The organism is Rhodococcus sp. NPDC056743 (genome assembly GCF_042790355.1).
In the GTDB taxonomy this organism is placed as follows: domain Bacteria; phylum Actinomycetota; class Actinomycetes; order Mycobacteriales; family Mycobacteriaceae; genus Rhodococcus_F.
Window position 1 is genome coordinate 55,824 of the sequence record NZ_JBHTZI010000015.1, and the last position, 25,147, is coordinate 80,970.

General features: G+C 56.7%; 13 protein-coding genes. 5 read left to right on the forward strand and 8 right to left on the reverse strand.

What is annotated here, in order from left to right:
• Position 1 precedes the first annotated feature (1 nt).
• From ACFRFQ_RS28865 to ACFRFQ_RS28875, 3 genes are read right to left on the reverse strand one after another with little or no spacing between them, the layout of a single operon-like run.
• Complete coding sequence (locus tag ACFRFQ_RS28865; RefSeq protein WP_378665034.1) at positions 2–3,115, reverse strand: helicase-related protein; 3,114 nt, start codon at positions 3,113–3,115, stop codon at positions 2–4.
• Positions 3,112–4,878 (reverse strand): phospholipase D family protein, encoded by a 1,767-nt coding sequence (locus tag ACFRFQ_RS28870; RefSeq protein ID WP_378665035.1) that lies wholly within the window; start codon positions 4,876–4,878, stop codon positions 3,112–3,114. Before ACFRFQ_RS28870 ends, ACFRFQ_RS28865 begins: the two co-directional genes overlap by 4 nt.
• Complete coding sequence (locus ACFRFQ_RS28875) at positions 4,865–6,043, reverse strand: DUF6361 family protein (RefSeq protein WP_378665036.1); 1,179 nt, start codon at positions 6,041–6,043, stop codon at positions 4,865–4,867. The genes ACFRFQ_RS28870 and ACFRFQ_RS28875 overlap by 14 nt, the downstream gene beginning before the upstream one ends.
• Positions 6,044–6,802: 759 nt before the next feature.
• Between ACFRFQ_RS28875 and ACFRFQ_RS28880 the strand changes: the two genes are divergently transcribed.
• Entirely contained in the window at positions 6,803–6,955 is a 153-nt protein-coding gene (locus ACFRFQ_RS28880) for a hypothetical protein (RefSeq protein WP_378665037.1), read from the forward strand.
• Between the two features lie 218 nt (positions 6,956–7,173).
• Here the strand turns inward: ACFRFQ_RS28880 and ACFRFQ_RS28885 are convergent, their stop codons facing one another.
• Positions 7,174–8,115 carry a NaeI family type II restriction endonuclease gene (locus ACFRFQ_RS28885; RefSeq protein ID WP_378665038.1) on the reverse strand — a complete coding sequence of 314 codons (942 nt, stop codon included), beginning with the start codon at positions 8,113–8,115 and terminating at the stop codon, positions 7,174–7,176.
• A gap of 460 nt (positions 8,116–8,575) precedes the next feature.
• Here ACFRFQ_RS28885 and ACFRFQ_RS28890 point away from each other — a divergent pair, with 460 nt between their 5' ends.
• The gene (locus tag ACFRFQ_RS28890; protein ID WP_378665039.1) at positions 8,576–11,608 is read left to right on the forward strand and encodes a hypothetical protein; all 3,033 of its coding nucleotides are present in this window, start codon (positions 8,576–8,578) and stop codon (positions 11,606–11,608) included.
• Positions 11,609–11,616: 8 nt separating this feature from the next.
• Positions 11,617–16,884, forward strand: coding sequence for a DEAD/DEAH box helicase (locus ACFRFQ_RS28895; RefSeq protein WP_378665040.1), 5,268 nt, complete (start codon positions 11,617–11,619; stop codon positions 16,882–16,884).
• A 775-nt stretch (positions 16,885–17,659) separates the two neighbouring features.
• Here ACFRFQ_RS28895 and ACFRFQ_RS28900 read toward each other — a convergent pair.
• From ACFRFQ_RS28900 to ACFRFQ_RS28910, 3 genes are all read right to left on the reverse strand, one after another.
• Positions 17,660–18,946: a DNA cytosine methyltransferase gene (locus tag ACFRFQ_RS28900; RefSeq protein ID WP_378665041.1), complete on the reverse strand. Its 1,287-nt coding sequence runs from the start codon at positions 18,944–18,946 to the stop codon at positions 17,660–17,662.
• A gap of 614 nt (positions 18,947–19,560) precedes the next feature.
• The gene (locus tag ACFRFQ_RS28905; RefSeq protein WP_378665042.1) at positions 19,561–19,857 is read right to left on the reverse strand and encodes a hypothetical protein; all 297 of its coding nucleotides are present in this window, start codon (positions 19,855–19,857) and stop codon (positions 19,561–19,563) included.
• A 974-nt stretch (positions 19,858–20,831) separates the two neighbouring features.
• On the reverse strand, positions 20,832–20,954 hold the full coding sequence (locus ACFRFQ_RS28910) for a hypothetical protein (RefSeq protein WP_378665043.1): 123 nt from the start codon (positions 20,952–20,954) through the stop codon (positions 20,832–20,834).
• Between the two features lie 426 nt (positions 20,955–21,380).
• Between ACFRFQ_RS28910 and ACFRFQ_RS28915 the strand changes: the two genes are divergently transcribed.
• Both ACFRFQ_RS28915 and ACFRFQ_RS28920 read left to right on the forward strand, forming a co-directional pair.
• Positions 21,381–22,805: a transcriptional regulator gene (locus tag ACFRFQ_RS28915; RefSeq protein ID WP_378665044.1), complete on the forward strand. Its 1,425-nt coding sequence runs from the start codon at positions 21,381–21,383 to the stop codon at positions 22,803–22,805.
• Positions 22,806–22,846: 41 nt separating this feature from the next.
• A complete protein-coding gene (locus tag ACFRFQ_RS28920) occupies positions 22,847–24,652 on the forward strand; it encodes a DEAD/DEAH box helicase (protein WP_378665045.1) in 1,806 nt (601 codons plus the stop codon).
• Positions 24,653–24,679: 27 nt separating this feature from the next.
• On the opposite strand, the gene ACFRFQ_RS28925 is transcribed toward ACFRFQ_RS28920, so the two are convergent.
• Positions 24,680–25,126, reverse strand: coding sequence for a very short patch repair endonuclease (locus tag ACFRFQ_RS28925; RefSeq protein WP_378665046.1), 447 nt, complete (start codon positions 25,124–25,126; stop codon positions 24,680–24,682).
• Positions 25,127–25,147 lie beyond the last annotated feature (21 nt).

Here is a 25,147-nt window from a genome sequence, read left to right on the forward strand (position 1 = left end):
CTCAGTCTTTCTCTCGATGCGGCGGGGTGAGGTCGAGGCGCATATTGGCTGCGGCCTCACCATCGACATCGCGATGTTTGAGGAGTTCGATTAGGTCTTCCTGCCGGGGCTGCCCGAAAGCGAGCCGGTACAGGGCAACTCCTGACTTTGCCTTTTCAAGCCGCGGACCATCGATACTTAGCTCGTAGGGCATCAACTCTCGAATTACTTTGTGCGAGCCGGGATAAATCCAATCCGGGACCAATCCACCCAGGTCCTCGTCGGGAATTGTGTACGCGGCTGTCCACGGATGAACGTCATGAGCGCCCAGAATGCTGATGCGGTGGCGCTCGACGAGGTTGCGTCGCACGGCATGTCCACGGAAACGATTGACGCGCCCGTCGCGCTGCTCGAAATCTACAGGGTTCGATGGTGTATTCCAGTGCACCACATGATGGCACCAGGGGTGGAAGTCGATCCCTTCTTGGCCGGCACTGGTTGAGATCACGATGAACGGCCAGAACGGGCTGTTGAAGGCGTGCCGGATGTGAGCGGGGCGTAGTGATTCATCGCTCTCCGACTTACCGCCGTATTGAACGGCCAGATGTGTTCGGAAGCGGATGTTATCGGCCTCGTCGAGGGGGTCGTGAGAGAGGCTTTGACCCACTCGAACTGACATTGCCTCCTCCACCGAATTGGCGATTTCGTAAAGCCTATTTGCGTCGAGCGGTACGTCCTCGTGGCTAGGCGTCAGCTGGCCGAGATACTCGTCGAGTACGGCCTGTAGGTTTCCGTCGGCGCAGTATTGCAGAACTTGTCGCCAATATGGCAGCTCCGGGTACAGCTGTCGGAGAAGCACTGCGCTTTGCCAACGGTTGAGCGTAGATCGGAGTCCAGCCGCAATTGTGGCTGCCGCTCCCCAGATATCGATCTCAGTGACTTCCGGGGCAATTCGTAATCGCTTCAGTGAGCGCCAAGCGCAGTTTGCGGGGGAGTGTGCAGCGAGTTTGGCCGTCACTTCGGCCAGATCGGGTGGCATCCGACCGTCAGCTAGCGGAGTAGAACCTTCGGCGAGTGCGAGGAATGGATCGATATTGGTTGGCTCATCATCATCGGAATCGCGATCAAAGCGAGCTTGAAGGACATCGCGTAGCCAACTCGAATCGTGCGAGCTGAAATCGAACAAATCCAGATGCTGACGTTCTACATGCATCGGCCATGACCAGTAGAAGTGTTGCGCACCAGTTGCGCTCGAGGTCTCGCGATCTTGGGGAACTATCGATCGAAACTTCTCTGCCACAACATGTTCGAAGGTCGTAGTGTCGACTGGGTCGACATGATCACGCGCTGTTGCGAGCGGGTCAGCTAGTGCTGCGAGGTGTGGCATCGGCCAGAACAAAGCAAGCGTGGTCATTTGCGGGTTCGACGCGCGATACTCCAGTGGCGAACCGATTGCCCGGAGACTCTCGGAATCATTGGGAACTATCGATGAATGCCCTTGCATCAAACGATGCTCCGCGTGATAGCTCAAGATTGAAGCGACAGCCGGCGGCGTGGAGGACCAGCTGGAGAACACCAGGCGCTTGGTTATCTGCGCGAGATTGGGATCTGCAAAGGGTCCACCTGCAGTGAGGTAGGGAAGGCTGGGCGGGATCCACAACAGCTTCTCCCAACCTTGATCGACGGTGTCGTCGCGGAACTTCCGAGTTCGGGCATTTCCGGCCTCGATCTCACCGAACTTGCGGACGGATGCAGTGTCGATCCGGTTGACATCGAGCAGCCGCGACTCGCGATCTCCGGCTGCCGCAGCGTATTTCTGGCCGAACTGGTAGTTACTCATGAAGTTTACGAAGTACGGCACGGATTTCCAGTAGTCCACGCTGAACTGGGCGTCGAGCTCCATGGCGAGGCGTCGCAAGGCTGCATATCCAAGTAGTTCTTGCGGTGCGATTCCGTTGATCGTGGACCGACGATCCAAGACCATGGTGCGATCTGCATTGACAGGTCGTTCCACGCGACACATCAAGGACAAGAGTAGGTTTCGTAGGTCCGTCATTGTCTGAGTGGCTTCACGATCTTCGATGACGGCATCTCGGAACTGTTTGAGCAATTCGGTGATTTCACCAGATTTCGCGGACGCTGAACCTTCGGCAAGGAAGTTGACAGTTTTGGTGAAATCCGAATAGTGGTCGGAACTGTTATCGTCGGCCTCGGTAAATGGTTTGTAGGGCGTTGCCGACAAAAGAAGTACTCGAGTTCCGGGTTGACCGAACAGGTGACGCGCAAGTTCGCCTGACGGTGTCCCCTCGTCCAAAAGCTCAGTGAACCGCTGGAATTCGTCCATTATCACAAGATCAGGCGCGAGTGAATTCACGCTGGCGTGAGCTAGTTCGTATCGCAAATCTGCAATGAGCGTCGTGACCTGAGAGTCTCGATCAGGAGTCGTGAGCGGGCTCTTCATCAGCTCGAACAGTCGGTCGGTGATAGACGGTTCGCTAGCATTGATTGTTGCGGCAAACGCCTCCGAAATCGCCGGATCAATCGAATCTCCGAACTTCTCCTCGAAAAGCGTGACGTCTCGGTCGAACGTGGACATGGAGGCGACGGAGCCCTGCAGAATCGACAGCGCTGCCGTGCGCTGCGTGGGCGAGAATTGGAACTCACGATCAAGCAATAGAAAAAGCAGCTGGCGCTCGTCGGAACGCCCCATGCGCTGACCTGTCTTGAACGACGTATCCGGAGTCAGCGAAACAAGATTGACGGGTACCTGAAGGTTATCTTCAGCGGAATCCAGTCGTCTGTTGTGGGTTGCCAGCAATGTCAAACGACTTGTATGAGTGATGTCTTTGTTGTCGGTGACATTGAGGCGTTCGAGGTTTTGGCGCGCGAGATCGATGTTTGAGCAGATGTAGACGATGTTGATCTCGGTGCCAGGTGGGCCTTGCTGGAGGTGTTCGATTGTGCGCGCGATGATTCCACGAGCCACCATCGACTTGCCGAGCCCAGTCTCGTCTGCGACGAGAAAGTGCCGGCTCGGATCCGGTTTGTAGAACTGCTCGAATACGTGGTCAACGGTATCTCGCTGGAAGTCACGTAGACCGGCAAGGATTGCCTCGGCGCGAAACTCCTGACTCATTCACTTCTCCGGTTCAGAATGGTTGCGGCTGCGTGAATATCTGCCCAGAGCGTGGAGAAGCCAGGAGGCAGTAGGTCACGTCGTTCGTCATCGCGATGGAGTCGGCGAATGAAACCATCCATGTCGCCGAGAACTCTTGGTGCAGTAGCCAATGCAAGTAGTAAGGATTCGAGAATCCCAGGCAGCGGACCATCACTTGACCCTTGCCCGGGTACGAACCGATCGATGGCTTCGCCGGAACCTCCTCCACCACTAGAGATGGTCAACATCAGACCAATAAATCGTAGAACGTCTTCGGGCTTTTTCAGCTGTGTCGCGAGGATTTCGTCCAGCCTCTCGGCGGGGTCGTTGATCAAATTGGCGACTACAACCGTCCTTCTGCTCACTCCACCCGGTTCGGTCACATGAACGGTGAGAAATGCCGTGATATCGACCAAAGGTAGCGCTGGGCTGATGAAGTCGATCGGCGTGCCAGCGACTATGTTCACAGCAGAACCGGGACGTGTGGCGAGTTCGATTGTGGCCGTGAAACCGTCCGGAAGTGCGATGGCTACGGAGGTTTCTATGAGGAGGTCAAAGGCTTCACCTACTGGCCGTACCGTCGCCGAGAACGGGGTTGACGCAATCGCTTGCAATACCTTGTCGAGTTCGCGGCGAACAGCGTCGGCTTCATCTGGCTCCGCGCCACCGTTGGCCTGATAGGGGCTGAGGATGGATCCCAGACCGCTGCTCCCGAGCATGGCGTCGATTCCGAATTTCTTTTTGGCTCCGGTCATTTCGACCAGGATCTCGACGTTCTTTCGAAATGCCGCAGCGGTTGCGTTTGCAGAACCGATGAACAACCTTGCGTGGTGGTTATATTCGACAACGTATGCCTTGGCGTGCAAGCCGCCCAGGACGTTTGCCGAGTCCGAATCGGGATCAGGGATTCCAGCATCAGGATTCAACACGTAGGAAGTGTCAAACCAAGCCAAAGTATCTGGGTGGAGCTGTTCCAAAGACTCTGCGCGGCTGATGACAGTGGCGAGGACCCTCTCTCCGGGAATTACGGTGTCGAAGCCGTCGTCGCCGAGAAACGGTGAAATTGCAAGGTGACGAGTGCCTTCGAAGTTCGGTGACGGTCTGTGTCCTGGAACGCCGTATACGTGAAACGCAATGTCGGAGAGTCCCTCCGGTGCGGTCCATTCGGCATACCGGATCTCGTCGGCCAGTTCATGTATGCGTTCGGACCGTAACCTATTTAATGGCGAGACAGTAGCGTCGTCAGCCAAGTAGCGGAGCAATTCCCGAAGGGGCTTGTTGGTTGTTTTTCTGGAAGTTCCCATTGTGGCGTCGAGCGAAACAACCATGTCCCAGGAATTGTCACGGGTGAGGTTTCGGCTCTGGACGAGGAGACGAAAAGTTACGACGTTGTCTTCGTCCACGTACTTGGCTAGCCAGATTTTCGGGTGAAAGAGAGTGCCCGGCCGGCTGCGGACCGCGTGTACTGCGGGTTCGAGGAATGATAGGAGAGCGTTGGTTCGCTCGGGAACGCGAATGTGGCCGGCCTGGTGAAAGATGTCTATGATTCCGGCGCAACTGCGAATTGATGCGAGCAAGGCCAGGGGGTCTGTCGCCATGGATGGCGGCGCAAATGCCAGTGCCGGTACGAGTGCAGACTGTAGATCGAGGGTGAATGTGGTTCCCACAAGATGATCGAGCCGTGAGCCAGTCGGCGGCCGCAGTTGATCCACCAGTGTTGCTCGTACGTCAGGCGCCAGCATTGTTCAGTCCTTCAGAGATGTCGCTAAGTATTTGTGATGCTTGCGGCCAACGGAATTGAAGGCGACTTGCGCCCGACGCACCTTGCCACAGCCTCAGCTGTTTCTCATTCGTCAGACGCGACTGTGCACCTTTGTTCTGAAACTCGCGGTCGTTGATCAGCTTTCGAAGTTCGGCGGAATCAGTTGGTACTCCAGATCCAAGACTGTTCACTCCGTCGATCCAAGCCTCGACGAACTGACGGGTTCGAGATGGAATTGCTGGGAACCTGCTCCACAGCCGAGATCGGCGCCAGGTCGGGGCGATCGGGTGGTTCCAGTAGTCACTGTTCCACTGTTCGAGTTCGTCTCGGTAGTACTGGGCGGGCGCCTCTACCGTGGTCAGGTCGTGGTTTTCGTATTTTTCGCCCACCATCAAGTTGTAAAGCAGCGAGGCGCCGTGCAGCGCCAACGAAAATATCTCGGTGTCCTGCACCAAGTCGCGGAGCGCCTGCGGTGCATCATCGAGATCGAGATCCCAGAGGTAGTCAACTTCGAGGTCTGGCATCCTAGGCTGGCTCAGCAAGTAGGCGAGTAGTGAACCCTCACAGGTCACGAGCATTCGCTCGCGGAGCCAATTTGCCTCCGGCGCAGAGAGTTCGAATCCCTGATCGGCCACGTCATCGGGAAAGGACTCGGGAAGGGGGAGCGTTGACCACGGTGAAGCGTCGAGCATCTCATCGTCGATGGCCACAGACTTACGAGTCTGTAGCAAGTGCTGGGGGCGAGTGTCCTGGCGCAGGATCTTGTAGGTCTGCAGTGCATTCCAATAGATCGAGGAGGGAAGCACCCGTACTGCCGCGCCAGCAACGCGTCCAATCATACCTTGGGTGTGGCCGGACTTTCGAAGGGCGAGGAGAATCTCTCGTTGTTCCCGATCGGCAGCTTTCACCAGTGCTGCACCAGACTTGCGCAGCGCTGCGCGTTGAAACGTCCATGGAATCAGAACGAGGTAGCGTGCCCGCGTCTGGACGGTGGAGATTCCTGGAAAAAGAAGGTCAGCAAGTCCGTCGCGAATCTGTCCGATTCCGAGGTTGTCGAGGGTTCCAGGTTCACTGAACAGTGCCACCAGTTCCCGCATGCGACGTTCTTCTTCATCGGAAGTGTCGAGCCAAGCGATTAGAGACATGATTTAGGTACTGCTGCTTTCACTTCGATAACAACACCGATTGATAGCTGTCAGATTACTGCAGAGTGTTAATCTCTGCCGCCCGCACCGTGTTCGTCGACTGCGGTGGATGGTTTGCTAGTCGACATCGTGGAGAGCATGGAGCGAGTTCCGCTCCACGGGACAACCGGTTCGTCTCGGGCACGGCTTGATGCAACGTAGAGCAACGAGCGTTCCCGGAGCATGGCTTCCTGACGACCCTCCGGTGCGACTGCGCACCAAGGGCTCAATCGGAATTGGCATCGCCGACGCTGGCGAGTATCACCTCGAGAGCTCCATCACCTTTGAGCGGTGCATATTCAGGACCTAACGTATCCAGGAGTCGGGGGATAATTGTCCAGCGCGCGCCGCTACGCTTCGCTCTTGCAATGCGTCGACGAATCGAACTCTGTCGTCCTGAGTGCGAGTGAGAACTGCAATTGTTACGGCATCAAGTCGGTGCTCGATTTACTCATAGACGTGGTGCGCGATTTGGTCGAGTTCGTCTGTCTGATCAGTGCATTCGACCATCTTCGGTAGTGGTCCACTGCGTACCGATCGATACCCTGCGTTGGATTCGGTCCCGGCTTTGAGGTCCTTGTACGCTGCGCCAGCCAAATGCCAACGGCAAAGTTGAGGTTCTGAGCGGTTATTCGATAGTTGAAGTGTGCGTCTGTGTGAGCGACCGACAATCGTGATGCCGAGTCGTGACAGGACAACTGGGCCTCTATAGATTTGTTGGTGGGAATCTTCGGCGATGAAGAGTTCGTCGGCCCCTTCGTCCACCAGTGCGTGCAGAAGTGCCCAGTGCGTGGCATGGAGGTCCTGCGTCTCATCGACGATGAGGTGCTGGGCGAGTCGCGGTTTGCCCGACGCGCGGGATGGTCGGAGTGATTCTGCCGTGAGCAAAGGAACTCAGGAAAGCTGACGCTCCCGCGATCCGATTCTGACGGCGGTATTCGTCGACAATCTGTCACACTGCAATTCGCTGACGCACGGCGAGGCGGGTCCGCGGCCGGGTCTCGCCACCTTCGAGTATTCCTCGAGCGTCGCAACCGTGGTTTGAGCTCCTCGCGATCTCCCACCACCACTGACATCGCGACGGCTGGGTTCTACGCTTCGTTAGTGTTGAGAAACGCTGTGGGGTCATATCCCAACGCGACCATTTTTGCTGCCGGCACTGCAACCCACGCGGCATTGCTGAGGTCGTGTCCGAGTTCCGCTGCGATCGCTCGTTCGGGCTGCCACTTTCCAACGAGGACAACGAGCCCGTGTTCGTTGAGTACGTTCGGTTTTGCCTGTCGAGCACGCCGCATTGGGTCCTTGTTTGTCGCTCCGACCGTTTCGATGCTTGATCTTGGAATAACTATTTCAGGAAGGTATCCGAATAACGCGGTGAGTCGCTTTGTTTGGCCCTCTGGGCCAAAAACTACTGCTAACTGGTCAAAAGTCAGCAATCGGAGGGGTTCGAGTGGGAGGTCGATCCAAGGCGTGACTTCCAGAGCATAGTCTCTTACTGCCTGTGCTTGCGGTGAGCGTTTGAGGTCGCGATTGCCTTTCTTTCCGGTCAGCCAGGCACGGTGCGTGCGCATCAATAGGGCGCGGAATCGGTGTGACGGAGCATCAATCTGAATCATCAGGGTGATTTCGCATTGGCCTTCGCGCGGGATCATCCAGGTTTTTCGGACGGTTCCTTTGATCTCTACGGCGACGCCCAAGATTGCAGTATCGAGCGGCGGTTGCTTCACAAGCCCAAGCTGCTCGATCACGTGGTATTGAAGTTTGGTCCCCACCGATGATCGTTCGTCAGAGTCAACCTTTGCGCTGGTGAGGTCGAATCGCCACGTTCTTGCACCATCGAGTACGTAGCGGATCGCGTCATCTACAGCGGCACGCAGTTGGTCGACGATCGGCTGGGAGAGAAGCCATGCGTGAACGGCCTGGAGGTCTGTGTCTGAGTCGGGCGAAATGATGACATGGGGGGACCGTGCACCTGCCTTGCGGGGATCGGGATTGCACATTTCACCCGGGGACGCCGCCACAATTGTTTTCACAGGGATTTCATAGCCGGCTCGATGTACGAAATGCGGCATTTGCCGGGCGGGGCATGTTTCCGGCACGGTTCGAGTGTCATGTCTGGTGTGGCTGACGCCGCCTGGTTGTTCCATGCCATTGTGTCTGCCTGATTGGGCAGCAGACCGTAAGTAGGTCGCCCAGTTTCGTGGCACCATCATGTCGATGAGGAATCCGGGGTCAATTTGTCGCGCTATCTGCCTATTTGAGGGTCGGTAGTTTTGGAAATTCTGGCGACACATACTTCTTGGAGTCTCGATTGTGCTCACCCTGGAATCGAAGAATCCCGAGAGTTGGGCAAAGACCAAGTCTGATCCGTAGTTTTCGATTCTCGAGCATAGAGCCAGTTTTGTCGTATGTCTGCGCTAGTGTCGCGATAAATAGAAATCGATGGAAGGGAAGCGAAGTGGCGGCCGACGGTAAAGGAAAGGGGCTGGAACGGTGAGCATCACCCGTCAACGGTCGCAAATTTGGGACAGCTATCGTCTCTGGAACAAGGCCGTCGCTGAGGTTATTTACCCGGTTACCGACGAGGCGGTTCCGGCATATATGGACCTGGAAGCGGATGATCTTCACCGAATCGGTGAGGCTGCTCAGTACGCTGGACCTGACGCGAGAGTGGGGCTGTCGGAGGCAGTACGTGCTGTCACCATTGCACAGGACGGGGCTTTTTCGCTGGAGCGGGTGTCGTCCGAGACCCGGCGATGGAGGCGGAGATCAATTGACCCACCTCCGTGTTTAGCGTTTCTCGCTCTTACTGTATTAGCAGCCGAGGAGATGGGGAACTCAGTCGACGGGCTCGCACAACATGCTTATTATGCACGGCTGGCGCGTATGCTCGCCCTTCCGGACAACGATGCCGCGCTTCGTCGTCACTATCAGCGCCATTCAGAATTTCTTTGGAATTGTGTCAACACATGGCTAGAAAACCTCGAAGGTGAGCGAGGTCTGCCTACTGCATATGCGTTGACACACAGATACGTTGGACTTCCGATGTCTCAAGCTCTCGTCAGGGAAGGGGATCGGCGGAAGTTGCCTTCGATGTTCGCCCATTTTGGGCTTAGCCCAGGAATGCGTCTTGCACCTGAAGATGTCTCCACCTACTTGGGTATGTGGCTGACTTCTGAGGTATCTGTCGGTGCTACCAACTTGCGTAAGTTGTGGCAGCGCGCTGATTCTCATGACAGGATCGCGGCTATCGCTGCCGTTGAACTGGCAAACTGGGATGGTGTTCTGCAGGAAACGGTGAGCACCAATATCGTCGGGCGCGCGATGCTGGTAGCAAATCTCCGGACTGGATTCATGAGCTCGTCATTGGACCTATCACTTGGACTTCGTTCGCTCGTCAGTGAGATGGACGGCCGCATGGAGGTCCTTGAGACTGCGGGCAAGTGGACAGCTCTTGGTTTCAACATCGGAACCGCCGGTCTATGGCGGACTACGTACACGTCCACGATCGACTTCGGGTCGATGCTCGATGGTCTGGTGAGGATACGTCACAGCGGCGATGAGAACGGGCTGGAGTACAAGCGCTTTCCACGGAAAGTTGTTCCTCTCATTTATGACGAATTGCAGTCTGCCTATGTGCAATCGGAGCGTTTGCAGCTCGGTGCTAATTCACTCTTGCTGGTTCGAACGGAAGGAACATCTAAAGCGGCGGCTGGCGCCGTCGAAGAAGTTGAGAGGATTCTCGGCGAGTGTGCTCGTCCAGGCTTCTCAAAGTACTCCACTCTGGAAGGGCTACCACAAGGGTGGACACTGTTTGCTGATATCCAACTCTTCGGTGCTCCAACGGGGGAGACGAAGTTCAATGAGTTGGTGCCGCTCGCGCGAAACCAGCTCACAGTCTCGGGAGGCCTACGAATACCGTCGCGCATCCGCAAGTGGTCCACGCTTGGGCCACCGGAGATTCGGGCTACTTCACAGAGTGAGGCCCAGCTTCGCGTCACTCTCAGCACATCGTTCGACAATGCTCAGATCGCCGAATGGACTGGGGACTCGGGCACAGTTGTCGTTGACTTGAAGAGTTATGAGCTGGGTGACGGCGACTACCAAGTGGCGCTTTTTACCGGATCGAAAACCATTCCGACTCAACAGGTTAGCTTGCGCTTAAGGTCAAGTAACGAAGTCGACTCGATGTGGGATCGAGCGGTCAGGCTTGTGTACTCGTTGGATACCCCGCTTGGTGCGTTAACTGCATCACAGGAAGAAGCCGAATATGCCTTTGTCAGCGGGCTGCTGGCGGAGGGCAAGTCGGGTGTGGTTTCGAGTGAAACTGCATCGAGCCGAGTGTTTTGGATCGGGTCACGTAAGAACGAGAAGACCTCTCCAATCCGAATAGGAACACCAGACCCCAATTCGTGTGTAGTTACTGGAGCGCACTACATGAAGCTCCCGCCCGCAATGGGTGACAAATCGCAAAAAATAGTCGAAGGCGAGTGTAAGTACTGCGGTCTAGTCAAACGCTATCCGAGCTGGTTTCGGCGAAGCCGCTTGAGTGGATCGCAGCTGTATGAGGACCAGGATTCGATGACCGTTGTAACGGTTGCTGATCTGCCGGCTGTGGTGAAGGAACCGGTCAATTGGGATGGTGCACTTGACGCACTAATGCACCTCGGTGGAGGCCCGTATTCCTCGCTCCAGTCTGTAGCCACCCAGCTTGAAGGTTCTGCACTTTTCGTGGACACGTTTACCCGACGGTTGGAGGCTTTGGGGCACATATCAATCGAGCGAAATGAGCGTTGGCAACCGATACGATGGGAGATATCGCCTTCCTGCCTGGCTCTTGAAGACGGAACACATCATCGGCTTACCGGGTTTTGGCCGCCGAACAAAATTGAAGAGTTGATTGCCGAGGGTGATGCAGCATCCGTTCATGCTGTGGTTCAAAGCAATTGCCCAAGTACCTCCTTCCTGAATGGTATCGGTGAGCGCGAAGCGCTCAGGATCGCTGATGCAGAGTCTGCAACTGTTGTCCGAAACCCTGGTAATGGCATACTTGAGACGTTGCCACGTCTGTCCGAAGTCGCAGCAGCATTACCCCGCATACCGATGCTGGGGTTTGATGCTGCGGAACGCTTCGACTTGAAGTCGGCGAGTTGGTTACCTTCGGGAGACCCCTCTGAAGTCGGTGCATACAGGATTCGCCGCGGGTTTGAAGTCGTGTATCTCTTCCGCTCGAGCGAGGACCTCGTGTCCGGCCACGCATCGATCACGAGTGTCCACCTTGCAAAACATCTCGCGGCCAACGCAATTGGTAAGACATTCGCGACCTATTTTTCCACGCGTGGAGAGCTCTTAACGCCGCGCGGATGTGAGTTACCGGGTCTCTATGACCGCGCAGCTGTGTCCTTTTCAGGTGAACTGCCGGCGCCCAAGAAACTTATGATTGCCGGCAATGCACGAAACTGCCTGTCGTACAACGCCATAAGTCAGGCGAGTGCTGATCTCTTCATTACATTACTGACCACCTAGGAGTCATCTTGACTGCAATCACCCCGTCGACACTTGCCCAAGGTCTGAGAGATGCCTACCTCCGCTATTTCGATACCGCGTTTTGGTTGAACGACGAATCTATTATGGCGGAACGCCGTGCGTTATTGGAGAAGCCAGGAGCGCTTGTTGGCAAGGTGATGATTGAACCTGTCGTTCCGTATGCCAATACGACGCCGATTTCAACGGTTGCCGCGCAGTCGGGAATTCCGGCTTCAATCGCTAACCGGGTTGCATCCGCTCTTTTTCCGGGAGTAGATGTCAGCGAACTATCGCTACGCGAACATCAGGCTCAATCGGTCATTCATCATTTCCGGAGCGGTACTTCTCGGGGGCGAAACGTCGTTGTGACTTCCGGTACGGGGTCAGGGAAAACTGAGTCTTTCCTTCTGCCGGTGTTATTACGGTTAGCCCAGGAATCGTCGACTTGGACTGAGCAGGTTCCGACTGTGCCTTGGTGGAAGTCTGCGAATCCGCAGTGGAGTGCCCCAAGAGTCGGTGAAACTCGCTCGGCGGGTGTGCGCTGTCTGATTCTCTACCCGACAAATGCGCTCGTGGAAGACCAGATGACGCGACTGCGCCGGGCAGTCCGCGTGCTTCGCGACAACGATCCAATGCATCCCATTTGGTTTGGCCGGTACACTGGCAACACTATCGGCTCTGGGGTGACTTCGAAGGCGCGAGTAGCAGAAACAGCCGAAGACCTTCGGGAATACGTGCACGAATACGACGCGCTCGTCGAAGCTCGTACGAGTGGCAGGTCGGATGTCGATCTGAGTCAGTTTCCGGACCCGCGTGCCGGCGAGATGCTTACGCGCTGGGACATGATAAGCGCGGCTCCTGATGTCATGGTTACCAACTATTCGATGCTCAATACGATGATGATGCGGCATGTTGAAGAGTCGATCTTCGCACAGACTGCGAGCTGGCTCGCGAGTAGTGAAGATAATGTCTTCACTCTCGTCGTTGACGAGCTGCACCTCTATCGCGGCACTCAGGGCAGTGAAGTTGCGATGATTCTGCGCGCGCTTTTTCGTCGGCTTGGCCTGCCTGCAGATAGTCCACAGCTTCGAATTATTGCCACTTCGGCCTCTCTCACAGACTCTGAGGACGGATTGCAGTATCTGCAGCAGTTCTTTGGGCTGAACCCTGAGAGTTTCACCATCCAGCCAGGCGAGCAAATCCCTATTTCGCCGCCTGTCTCGCTCGATCCGGCGCTAGTTCGAAGTCGAAGCATCGACGTTGCGGGCTTGACGCATGCGATCGCCGCTGCGTGTCGGACTGGAAAGGTTGACGAAGGCCTGCGCGCTACGTCGCTTGAGGACATCGCAAACCGGCTATTTGGCGACCGTGATGACGCGCACGATTTGATGGTGGAGGTTCTTGAGCAGCTTGCTGTTTCAGGCATCGATGACACTCAAGTTACGCCAATTCCGCTGCGTGCTCACGTCTTTGTACGTGTACCTCGGGGGATGTGGGCATGCAGCGACCCCGAGTGTTCGGGTGTACCCGACTCTCCTCCGGAGCGACTGATCGGTCGCCTGTACACAACGCCAACCGGCGCATGTATCGATTGTGGGGCAAGAGTTCTCGAACTTCTTTACTGCTATGAGTGCGGTGATGTTAGCCTTGGCGGCTATCTGGTCGATGACAAGGGTTCTGAAGCATTGCTCTCGCCGAACCCGGTGACTGAAGGTCAAAGCGCCAAGCCAGTGTTCTTGCGATCAGAGAAGGAGTTCCTTTGGTACCGCCCCGGAATTCCCGATGATCTTCCGCCTTTCTGGACGAAAGATAAAGTGAAGCTGACGTTTTCGCCCGTCGCTTGGAATCCGAAGTTAGGTATCGTCGCGCGTGGCGGCGTATCTGCAACTGGCGTGAGTCTGAGATCCGCTGGAGCGGGGGCAGATGATCGGATACCGGCATTGCCTGATCGTTGCCCTGCTTGCAATTATGCTCCGGGAGGCCGCATCAAGAAAGGGGCCTTCCGCGCAGGGCAAGTTTCGTCCGCGATCCGAGCTCACACGTCTGGCGCGGCTGCTGCGACACAGTTGTACCTGTCGCAATTGATTCGGTCACTTGCCTATGGCGCACCGGAATCGGCGCTCGCCGCTGATGCCAAGACGATCGTCTTTACTGACAGCCGAGACGATGCAGCGCGCACGGCTGCGGGCGTAGCACGAAACCACCACCGCGACCTCGTTCGTCAGGTGCTGCGACGTGAACTTGCTGTCGGTACAGACGCTTTGGCAGCTTTGGATGCTGCTATTCTCAATCCTGAGGGGCTGGATCCCCAACTCGCAGATGGCGCAATGTCGCGGATGCGGCAGCGCATGGGTCTGCCACTGAGCGAAGCAGACGAGACTGCGATTGAATTGGCGTTGGCAAGTCTAAATTCGGTTACCGCTGTCGGTTTTCCGGAGATGTGTGACCGAATCACCAATGTTCTCGTTTCCCTTGGGGCAAATCCCGGTGGCTCAGACCCGTGGAACCAGCAGCTGGAGGACTCCCTGGACGGAACTACCCCTTGGTACAGAGCATTTCGGCCGCCGACCCCGGGTCTGTGGGAGGAACCTCCCTTGACGCAGGGACAGAATAAGCTGAAGTCAGCTTTGCGTTCGGCTGTCGTCGATGCAACATTCGACCGAGCGAGGCGTGATCTCGAGTCGGTAAGTATCGCTCGCGTCCACGTCGATGGATGGAAGTCGGTACCTGGTCCGCTGGACGCAGATGCTCAAGACGAGCTCCTTGGCGCAGTTCTCCGCATCCTTGGTCTCATGGGGCGAACCGAGGGAAGTCGACGCGGAGGCATCGATGCAGTCGCGCTCGCTCCAGCACCTGTGCGGAAGTACCTCGAGGCAGTGGCGGGATCACTCGGGATCGAGGAGGCCGAGCTGAAGGAGCAGCTGGTCGTACTCATGAGTGACGCTGCGGTCGAGCGATCGGTTAGCGGTTGGCTGCTGAAGACGACGACAGCGGATTCAACGCTCGTCTTTCAGCCTGCGGACGGACGTTTCTGGCGTTGTGCCCGTTGCAATTTCGCGCACCTTCAGCCAAATTTGGGCGTATGTGCCAATCGTCAGTGTTTCGGCACCGACCTTCGGGAGGTAACGCAGTCGACGGAGGACGACTATTACGCGTGGTTGGCGCACGAAGAACCCCGACGGTTAGCGATTGCCGAGCTCACAGGGCAGACCAAACCGCTCTCAGTCCAGCGCGATCGGCAGAGATGGTTCAAAGGTGCATTCACTCAGCGGGAGAACCATCTGACCGATGAGCTCGATGTGCTGTCCGTTACGACGACCATGGAGGTGGGAGTCGACATTGGTTCGTTGCGGTCCACACTGATGGCTAACATGCCCCCGCAGCGGTTCAATTATCAACAGAGAGTTGGTCGGGCCGGTCGGTCAGGGCAGACCCTAAGCTACGCCGTGACAATATGTCGCGACCGCACTCACGATGAATATTACTTCAACCGTCCCGATCGGATTACGGGCGATGTCCCTCCACAACCCTTTCTCGATCTAGCCAGAACTCGAATAGTTCAGCGAGTTGCATCAAGCGAGTGTCTTTTCGAGGCGTTCGCGTCCCTCGTGCCACCTCCAGCGTGGACGCCGAACAGTAATCATGGCACTTTCGGTCAGATAGACGTATGGCGTGACCACCGTGACGGGATTCATGCATGGCTAAGCAAGTCGCCCAAGGTCGATTCGATCGTTGATCGCCTGACTTCACACACGCCACTCAATGATGATGACATCGACTCAATCAAGCAGTTCATGCGAGGAGGAATCGTCTCGGAGATCGACCGCGTAGTAGGGAAGGAGGCAGGTTCTTCGGATACTGAGCTCAGCGCCGCGCTCGCCCGCTACGGCGTCGTACCAATGTTCGGATTCCCGACTCGTGTACGGAATCTATGGAGAGACCGAGCCACTAACAAGTCAGCGATGGATCGCTTTACCGTCAGCGATCGTGCACTAGAACTAGCGGTACGGAGTTTCGCGCCTGGAGCGGAGGTAGTTAAGGACGGATTGGTGCATACGGTAAATGGGTTTGCCGCGTATGTTGTCAAGGGAAGCAACGCTGTTGCGGTGGATCCACTAGGGACACCCCGCCTTGTTGGTATTTGCGGAACCTGCGGGCAGACCGCACTGACCACTGCGCCGATGTGCACTGCGTGCGGCCAACGTGTGGAGCAGGTTGAGCTCTTTGAACCCCGCGGCTTCCGCACCGATTACCATGCGCGTTCATTTGACGACGACCAAGAGGTGTTGAGTTCGACTTCAACGCCAGCTCTGACTCCGGGAACCGTGCCAACGACCACTGCTCAACTCCCACATCTGAAGTTAGACCTCTTTGCGAATAGTCAACTTGTCACGATCAACGACAATTTCGGCAGGGGATACGAGTTTCACACGCAAGTCGACAAGAGCGTGATCGCCGATACACCTACTGGTCCGATCGGCTTGAAGAAGACGATTGGGGAAGTTCGGGTGACTGACGCGCTTCTCGTTACTCCCGGGCCACTCGCAATTGGTACCGGAACTATCGCGCTCTACGACCTGCCTTCCGGCCGGTCAATCTATACGTCGTTTGCTGAGGTTCTTCGGAGGGCAGCGCAAGTCCTCCTCGACCTAGATCCGGTTGAACTTTCTGCCGGCATTGTCCCTGCCAAGCTCCCGATCGTTGGCCGGGGGAGGCTCGCGGACGACCAAGTCGGTGCAGGCGTGTTTCTTGCCGACACAGCGGAGAATGGCGCGGGGTATGCAGTTGAGCTGGGCGAACAAGGAAATTTCTTGACGCTGCTGACTGATGCGTTGGCCGAACTCCAGGAAGTTTGGGAAGATCCCAATCACAGTGAGATCTGCGATATGTCATGCCCGGATTGCTTGCGTTCGTACAACAACGCTCGGCGCCATGCGTTGCTTGACTGGCGGCTTGCACTCGACATGCTCGAGCTGACGACGGGACGGTCACTTACGTTGTCACGTTCGATGCCCAGCGCTGGCAAATGGATTGAGGCGTCCGCGTCCGCACTCAATGGGTCGGCTGCCACGTCGATCGAAGGAGTTCCTGCAGTTGTAAGAAATGACAAGTGTGTCCTGCTCACGCATCCCCTTTGGCGGGATGAAGACGTGTATTTCAGTACGGAGCAGGCGCTAGCTGTGAACGCTGCGCAGGAACAGTTTCAGCACGTCGCTACCGCGGATATTCGGAGCTACCGACGTAACCCAATCTCGATCTGGGAGAACTTGAAATGAGGTGGCTTGCGCGGATAGCCGTTGGTCTAACAACTGCGTGATTTTGTCTGGTATCGGCTAGCTATACAACTGGATATCCGGCGACGATAGGTCAACCAACAGTCGCCGGATATCTGGCTTGTGAGCGAGAAATCGGTCGCCTCATGATGACTACCTGCCGTTATTGCGTACAACGACGCAATAGACTCATAGGGGAGACATCTTGACGCCCAGAGTGTGCGGCAACAGTCGGAACCGTAACGCAGCAGGATTTTCCATTCCGTCGCTCGTACCTCTCAAACATTCGAACCTTCGCGACGCTCAGCCGTTGCTGGCAGATGATTGAAAAGTGCACGGTACAGAAATTGCGGGTCTTCACACAAAGACGGTCGCCGACGGCAGCTAGGCGCTCAGTCTGCGCGCACTGGTCCGATTCCCCGATTGGATCAGATCGTTCCGCGGTGCGATGCGGACGAAACACTCGCTAGCGTCGTCGGACCCTGTTTTTGGTCGCAGGTTTTGCTGAGCCAAAAGCGAAACGGTTGCCTGGTCAGCAGTGCTCCAGTCGGGGGAACGCAACCTCGCCCGTCCCAGAATCGACCACAGAACCACAATTGGGCTCGTCGCTCGGGATATCGGTTTCGCCTGCTTTTAACTAGTCATTTGTGTCGGCGACGGGAAGCTCCGCGTCGACGTCTTTCTGCAGACAAAGAAGTCGGCCAGGGCAAGCGGGCGAGGCGAACGAGCGAGTATCCAATAGCATATTTGGCATTGTTGTCACACTGAACGTCAACGATTAACTGACCCGGGAACGGAAGGTGGCGATGTACTCGTGCCGCTCGTGATCATCTTGTCCGACAAAGCCTTTGAAATCACCGAGCCTGTACGAGACTCCAGACTTCGCTTGTTTGATCTCGACCTGGAAATCACGGGACAAGTCGGCGATTCGCCGCTCGAGCTGGTGCTCGTTGACAACACCGTCGGTTAACTTGAGGAGCCGAGATGCCGACACAAAGCCTTCGGTCGATTTTAGCGCTCGATAAATTGCATCGTGCGTAGTCGTCGCGGAAAGCTCGGGAATGTCCATACGGCTGGTGGACTTGTTAAATGCCGCAACTATCGAGGATCCGAGGGCTTTTGCTACTGGCGGCGGAAAGGCATTTCCGATCTGCCGGTAAGTTGTGGTCTTTCGGCCAGGGAACACCCACTCGCCGTCCTCCCAACCTTGAAGGCGTGCAACCATTTCAATGGTCAGCTTTGGAGGTACGTCCCTGGGATGGGGTGAATCCATAGCCGGCGCTTCGTTGGCAATGCCCATGCCGCTCACTCCGAGATTTAGCCACGCTCGTTTGGCGCGAGTTGGTCCGAGATCCGCACCGCCGTGTTTCTTGCTTCCTCCGACGAGGGTCGGGGCAATATCGTTGGCCATCTTGACCCAGTCTCTGAGATGGCGCCAGCCATTGATGCCCATAAGGTCTTCAAGAAGTGTGCCGACCGTCTGCTCTGTTGGGGTCGCATCGGGCCAATGGAAGTATTCGGCGTCCTCAGGTTGAAGTGCTACGAGTACAAATCTGGGGCGAAGTTGCGGCACCCCGAAGCTTGATGTATGTAGTAGTCGCCAGTCGGCGACGTAGCCGAATTCGGTCAGCCGGTCCAGAATTCGCTGACGGTAGGCGGCGAACCGTGGTGCGGAGAGTCCACGCACATTCTCAAGCATTAGAGCGCGGGGTTTGATCTGGCCAGCTGTCTCGACGGCCCAGGCGAATAGGTCTCGCTCGTCCGATGCTCCCAGTTGCTTGCCGGCGATTGAGAATGGTGGGCAGGGTACGCCACCCGCAAGCAGATCTATGCCTGCGTATAAGTTCGGGTTCCAGGTATCGACATTTGCGACATCTCCCCAGGCGGTCTTCCATGATGGACGATTGTGCTCAAGCGTGTCCAGGGCATTTCTGTCAAGCTCAATCGCCAATTCGTGGTCGAAGCCGGCTTTCTCGAGGCCGAGGGCCTGCCCGCCGGCACCGGCGCAGATCTCGACAACGCGGTATCGCGTCGTTGGAGACTTCGTGTTCTTCTTGGCAGGCATAGTTACATCTTCCCAAAGCGGTCCTGGCATGGCTTGCAGCGCCCCCTGTGTGCGAGTCGACTGATGCTACCGCAAATTTCGAACATACGTTTGACTATGTTCGAGCTGTGAAGGTGGACACCTGGGTCCCTGAGCTGTCCTAGTAGTTGAAGGTCGGCTGGACTGTCGAAGCGCACCACAGACCTCCGCATTCCAGTTGACACCAAGGTGAGTGCAGGCGAACGGTGGCGTTCGGTCGGGGCCAATTCTGGAGGACACAATGCCATCCTTAGCGGCCCAATTCGCGAAAGAAGGCGGTCGCCTATCTCGAATTGCGGTACTCGGGTTGAAGGGCAACGTTATTGTTGCAAATGTTGTCCCTGCAGGCAGCTGCTCGCCACGCCAGGCGATCAGGGGGCCGATATTTCCGACATCCCGCCAATTCGCGCGACGGCGCCGGTGCCGCGAATTGGCGGAACTTCCTCCGTATGAATACGTATGGCGTCGTCTGATTCCTCTCGTTCTTTGTTAGAGGTGGAAAGTGTCTAGCAGGCCGTACAATTGGCTAGAATGGGCAGTGGCCTGAAGTGCAGGCCCCTGCCGCTTCACTCTGACGTATAGAGCCGGGGGCGGCGCTACCTAGGCGTCGAGAGCGCTCGGGTTAGCAGCGTGTCAGCGTCAGCTCGTCGGCCTTGTTGATTGAGCGACTGGAGGATCTGCAGGACTTCGCGCCTGGCTCGACCGCCGGCATAGGCAATGATCGTGTCTGCTGCGTCGACGAGGCCGAGATCTCGACACGAGGCGATGGCATGTGCAGTTTCAATGGGCGACGCTTCAGAGCCGACATGGCGGATGAGGCCGTTTGCGCTCTCGAGCGCGCCGACGGCGAGATATCTGGATACTTCTGACGCGGCCGGCCATGCTACGTCCATGAATATTCCGGTGTGCCGGTCCCCCTGATATCGGGGGACCGGCACACAAGCTGAGGCAATCGGGTTTGAGCTATCGGCCGGCGTCATCGCTAAGGCGTCGGCGGACACCTCAACGTCACTGCATATTTGGCAGAGGACACCACAGATCGGGCATGGAGTTGGTCGAAGCTCAACAGATTCCAGTGGGGCCTGGAGGGCCAAGCGGAGTTTGTCTAGCGTTTCCCAGGGGATGACCGTCTCCCCGGATTCCATATCGCTCGCTGCGAGTTCCCAGAGTCCTTTGAGCCGTTCGGGGTCTCGCAGTGCGCGTTTGCGTCGGCCGTTGATGAGGTCTGACAGTGCAGATTTGGTCAGGAATCCAGCCGTGTTCAGGTATTCGCCGGTTCGTGCGCTTTCTGCCAGCCTTAGTGCGATGTCACGGCATGGTAGGTCGATCTGGCGGACTAAGCGTCGAACCGCCACGGCGAGCTCGAATTGGGCAGACGGCAAATCAGGATGGAGCTCAGAGAACTCGCCGCGCTTCGGCAAATATTTTCCTTTAGTAGATGGAAGTCAGTTGCAATGAACAATGCCATTGTCAGTCTCCTATCGCTATTTGCGCTTGTCGTCGCTGTCCCAATTTATAGACGGCCAGACCTGGGACACGAATTAGCTTCCAGTTGGGCGCCAGTTGCTGTTGAGTGGGGATGACCGAAACCGCATGCCGGTCCCTTTCCCTTGCCGTGGCATGGGCTGGCTATTTGAATGAGTAAAGGTGGATTGCCGTGTCAACGCCGTCCTGGAAAGACTCGAATTTGGGCACTATGAAGCGTGTCGCGCTTTGGCTCGTGCAGGAGGTCGGTGTTGGTGAGATGTTCACGAAGACTCAGCTACGTGAGGCCTTCCCCGACACATCGCAGATTGATCGCCGAATGCGTGACTTGCGTGACTTTGATTGGAGAATCGACACCAATCGCGAGGACCCCTCATTGGGTTCACACGAGCAGAGATTCGTGAGTCAGGGTGCCGCGGTGTGGGAGCCAGGCAAGGCTACGAGGAAGCGGGGCGTCACGGTGACCGCCGCGGAGCGTCACGCGCTGCTTATGCGCGACGGTCACAAGTGCCGCTCCTGCGGAATCGGACCTGGTGAGCATTATGCCGGCACCTACGTAGTTTCGCAGCTAGATGTCGCTCGGCGCGCGGTCCGGATGCCAAGCGGTAAGAGCAGTGTGCAGTTGATCATCGAGTGCAACCGCTGCCGAGTTGGTGGGCGGGAGCTTGTTGCAGATTTAGGCGACGTTCTGACGCGCGTTGGTCGTCTTCCAGTCTATGAGCGGAAGATGCTCGCAACCTGGGTTGACCGCGATGCTCGCAGCTTCAGTGAAGCTGAGGCGATTTGGGCGGCATATCGGACGCTCCCTGCAGATTGCAGAGACGAAGTCCGCGCGGCACTGAATTAGCTTTGAACCGCAGTCGGGCTGAGGACCGGCCTCGTCAGTCACCTTGTTAATTTGTTCTCCGCCACCTTGAGGAGTAGTCAAGATATGTTTACCGACTTCGGGGTTCCCCCGAATGCTGCTGCATTCCGAGCGGTCGTTGAGGAGCGGCTGAAGGATCAACGCGACAATCCTGGCGTTTCAGAGACCATGACCGTGGAGTGGCGAGGATTGCCTCTGCATGTCGAAGTCATTGACGTGCAGTTAAACTCGCTATTTTACAACCCGGGCACTCATCGAATCCGTGCGCAACGAAGCCTCAATCCCCGCAGGGATTCGGAATTGACGAGGGATCCATGGAGTTCGGAAAGCCAGGACTATCTGAAGCATTTGCTGACGATTCGTCCCTCAGAGACAGAACGCCGTGATCCTGCTTTCGATGACCTGAAGAATAGCCTTGAAGAGCACAAGCAAATCGAGCCAGGTCTAATCACACGTGATGGGATTTTGGTCAACGGCAACACCCGTTGCGCGGCGCTGCGAGAACTAAATACCAAGTCCCACTTTCGCGTAGGGGTACTGCCGGCATCTTGTACATGGGAGGACATCAATGATGTTGAGTTGTCACTTCAGCTGCGCCCAGATACGCGGCGCGATTACTCGTACATCAACCGACTGCTCGCCATCGATGAGCAGCGGGTCCAGCTAAATCGAGATCTTTCGGTGATCGCCAGTGCATTCCACACCACTATGCAGTCTTGCGAGCGCGATCAGTGGGTCCTTGCGCAGCTCCGCGACCTGATCGCACGAAGTGTCACTGAGGATGGCGCGTCGCTGCGTCTAATGGACTTCGAGGGGTCACAAGAAAAGCTTGCTGAGCTTTTCCGTGCTTATGACAAGGCGCACGAAAAAAGTAAGGAACGGGCCGACCTACTTAAAGAGGCCAGGCTCGCGGCGATCATGCTTGGCTTCTCAAAGACTGACGTCCGGTATGTGGATGCTGATTTTCAGAGCCGCTACCTGGACAAGAATCTGCCGAAGGATCTCAAAGCAGCTGAGACTGCGGTTACGCAATCCGTTATGATCCCTGGCTTGAATCGCACGGTCAAGGCGGCTGGCGCAGACGTCAGTGCAGCACGCGCAGTCACCAACAAGCTTCTTCAGGCAAAGGCCATGGAGGCGGCTGGCGACGGGGTTACTCCTACGTCCGCGTCGGACGTTATTGCGTCTTACAAGAGTGCATTCGATGATGCTATCGAGGACGCCGGCCGGGAGTTCAGGCTTCGTAAGAAGCGTCAGGCGGCGCCAGATCGGATCATCGACGCCTGCAAAGATCTGGAACAGTCAATTACGGACGTGGTGATTTCCAGGGGTAATTCCAGTCTCGACGAAGGTGCATTCGATGACGCTATCGACCAATTGCACGCAGTATTGCGCAAACTGTCGGTCGAGGCGCAGCGCAGCATTAACCTACCTGGGCGCGGCCTGGGTTGGCTGATCGACGCAGTCGATGTGAAGCAATCGCAGCCATGAGCGGACCAGAATGTACGCCCTCGCTACATCTGGGATTTGACGTGACACGTACGCGTGTCGAACTGCGCACCCAGTCCGCATATCAATGGGATTTCGCCCAGCTTGCGGCTCGAATCTCAACGCGGGGGCAACGAGGACCGCTGTCTGCTCAGGTCGACATCGATGATTTCTTGGTCAACTTGAACGAACTCGCCGACTGGACCCATCCTGATGTCGACTGGGATGACGACCTGCTGATGCTCGTCAACGGCGTTCTCGATGACGCCGAGACTGTGGAACGTAGCCTCGATGGGAGCTTTTCCAACAGTACTGTCGGCATAGTTCGCTCGAATGAAGTCATCGGTTTGTTAGGTCCGGAGTGGACTGCTGATCTCACAGAGTTCCAGCAGCGGGATATCGCCCGGTTACTTTCACTGCGTCATGGAGCCAACTTTAGCGTCCCGGGTGCTGGCAAAACCCGTGTCGCCCTCGCTGTCTATGCGGCGATACGCGAGCGAGGAGACGCGCTGCGGCTTTTGATTGTTAGCCCAAAGTCGGCCTATGAGTCATGGGAGTTCGAGAGTTCGTTCTGTTTCAAAGAACCTCTACGGACTTCGGTGACCGGGCGCTCGGACGATCCGCTCGCAGAATTGCTAATCGTAAATTACGAGCGTCTGGATCGCGCACTGGGAAGTCTGGCCGATTGGTTGCGGGCGGGGCCGTCGATGGTCGTGTTGGATGAGGCTCACCGGATGAAGCTTGGAGCCAGTGGCACCTACGGTGCCGCGTGTCTGGCCCTTGGGCCGCTCGCAGACAGGCGACTAATACTCACCGGAACGCCGGCCCCCAATGGTGCAAAAGACTTGGAGAACCTGCTGTCCTTCGTGTGGCCAGGACACGGCAAGCGAGTTGTATCGGAGGCGGTCGGTGGGGGGGACTTGGCATATGCCAGCTCAGTACTGCGTCCGTTGTTCACCCGCACCACAAAGCAAGAACTGGGCCTTCCTCCGTTTGAACCTAAGATCCGCTATCTGGATCTGCCACCGATCCATGCTGAGATCTATGAGGCATTGAAGGGCAACTTCTCTAGCCGAGCAGAGGGGTCGCGTGGCAACATCGAATCGCTAGGCCGGGCGATGTTGCGGTTGTTGATGGCTGCAATCAGCCCAGCGCTGCTAATGGAAGGCGCAAGCCAGTACGAACCGCTGGAATATCAGTTGCCGCCGCTGGACCCTTTGCCGGGTGATTCGCTTTTCGAGCTTCTGCAGAAGCTTCCAAGCCTTGAGCTTTCGCCAAAATATCAGGAGACGCTGAAGATCGTGTCTGACAACGCCGCCAATGGCAGAAAGACGCTCGTCTGGACGACGTTCGTGCGTAGTCTCACTACCCTGGAGAAACTGCTCGGAGGCTACAACCCGGCTGTGGTGTATGGCGGCACTGCTGATCGCGAGGATCAGTTGCGTCGTTTTCGTGAGGACTCGGATTGTCATGTGCTTATCTCCAACCCGGCTACGCTCGGTGAGGGGATCAGTCTCCACCATGATTGCCATGATGCGGTGTACGTGGACCGTGACTTTATGGCTGGACGATTTCTGCAAAGCCTGGACAGGATTCATCGTCTCGGTTTGGCTCCCGATGCGGAAACTCGGGTGACGATCTTGGCGGCTCGGGGCACGATTGACGAGGTTGTCCGTTCGCGACTAGAACAGAAGCTTGAGTTCATGGGTCGTATTCTCGATGATCCTGGAGTCCAACAGCTTGCAGACCTCGAAGAAGAACCCGCTGCGGGTGCCGGCATGGATGTTGCCGACATACGGGCACTTCTTCAGCATCTAGAGGTGGGGGTCGCCCGCGTGCAACGTAGTTAGTTCACTCCGAACGTAGGCGCCGAGCAGTCAGGGGATGATCCGCTTGCTCCAGCGAGTCTGAGAACGCGAAACAACTTGACGTTGGATTGCTTGGGCCACCGCAGTCGGGTTTTCGTGTTCCCAGAAACGCATCGCAATCCAGCCTGCATCGACGAGCGACGCGACAACATGGCGATCGCGCGCTTGGTTTCCTTCTGCCTTCTTTGCCCAGTAATCTCGATGGGTTTTGGGCAGCCGATAGTGCTCGGGACAAGCATGCCAGAAGCAGCCGTCAACAAAGACAGCAACTCGTGCGCGCGTGAAAACAAGGTCAGCGGTGAACTTACAGTCGCTGAGCGGTCGGGCAGCTACCCGATACCGCAACCCAAGGGAGTGGACAATCTGTCGTACTCGCAACTCGGGCTTGGTATCTCGCGACCGGTTCGCCCGCATATTCGCGCGAACCGCATCGCTAGACGCCCAGCTCTCTTTCATACTTCAGATTAGCGCCGAATG

Coding starts and splice junctions, on each gene's coding strand:
- ACFRFQ_RS28865 (WP_378665034.1), bottom strand. CDS start 3,115: ATGAGTCAGGAGTTTCGCGCCGAGGCAATCCTTGCCGGTCTACGTGAC.
- ACFRFQ_RS28870 (WP_378665035.1), bottom strand. CDS start 4,878: ATGCTGGCGCCTGACGTACGAGCAACACTGGTGGATCAACTGCGGCCG.
- ACFRFQ_RS28875 (WP_378665036.1), bottom strand. CDS start 6,043: ATGTCTCTAATCGCTTGGCTCGACACTTCCGATGAAGAAGAACGTCGC.
- ACFRFQ_RS28900 (WP_378665041.1), bottom strand. CDS start 18,946: ATGCCTGCCAAGAAGAACACGAAGTCTCCAACGACGCGATACCGCGTT.
- ACFRFQ_RS28905 (WP_378665042.1), bottom strand. CDS start 19,857: ATGGACGTAGCATGGCCGGCCGCGTCAGAAGTATCCAGATATCTCGCC.
- ACFRFQ_RS28915 (WP_378665044.1), top strand. CDS start 21,381: ATGTTTACCGACTTCGGGGTTCCCCCGAATGCTGCTGCATTCCGAGCG.
- ACFRFQ_RS28925 (WP_378665046.1), bottom strand. CDS start 25,126: ATGAAAGAGAGCTGGGCGTCTAGCGATGCGGTTCGCGCGAATATGCGG.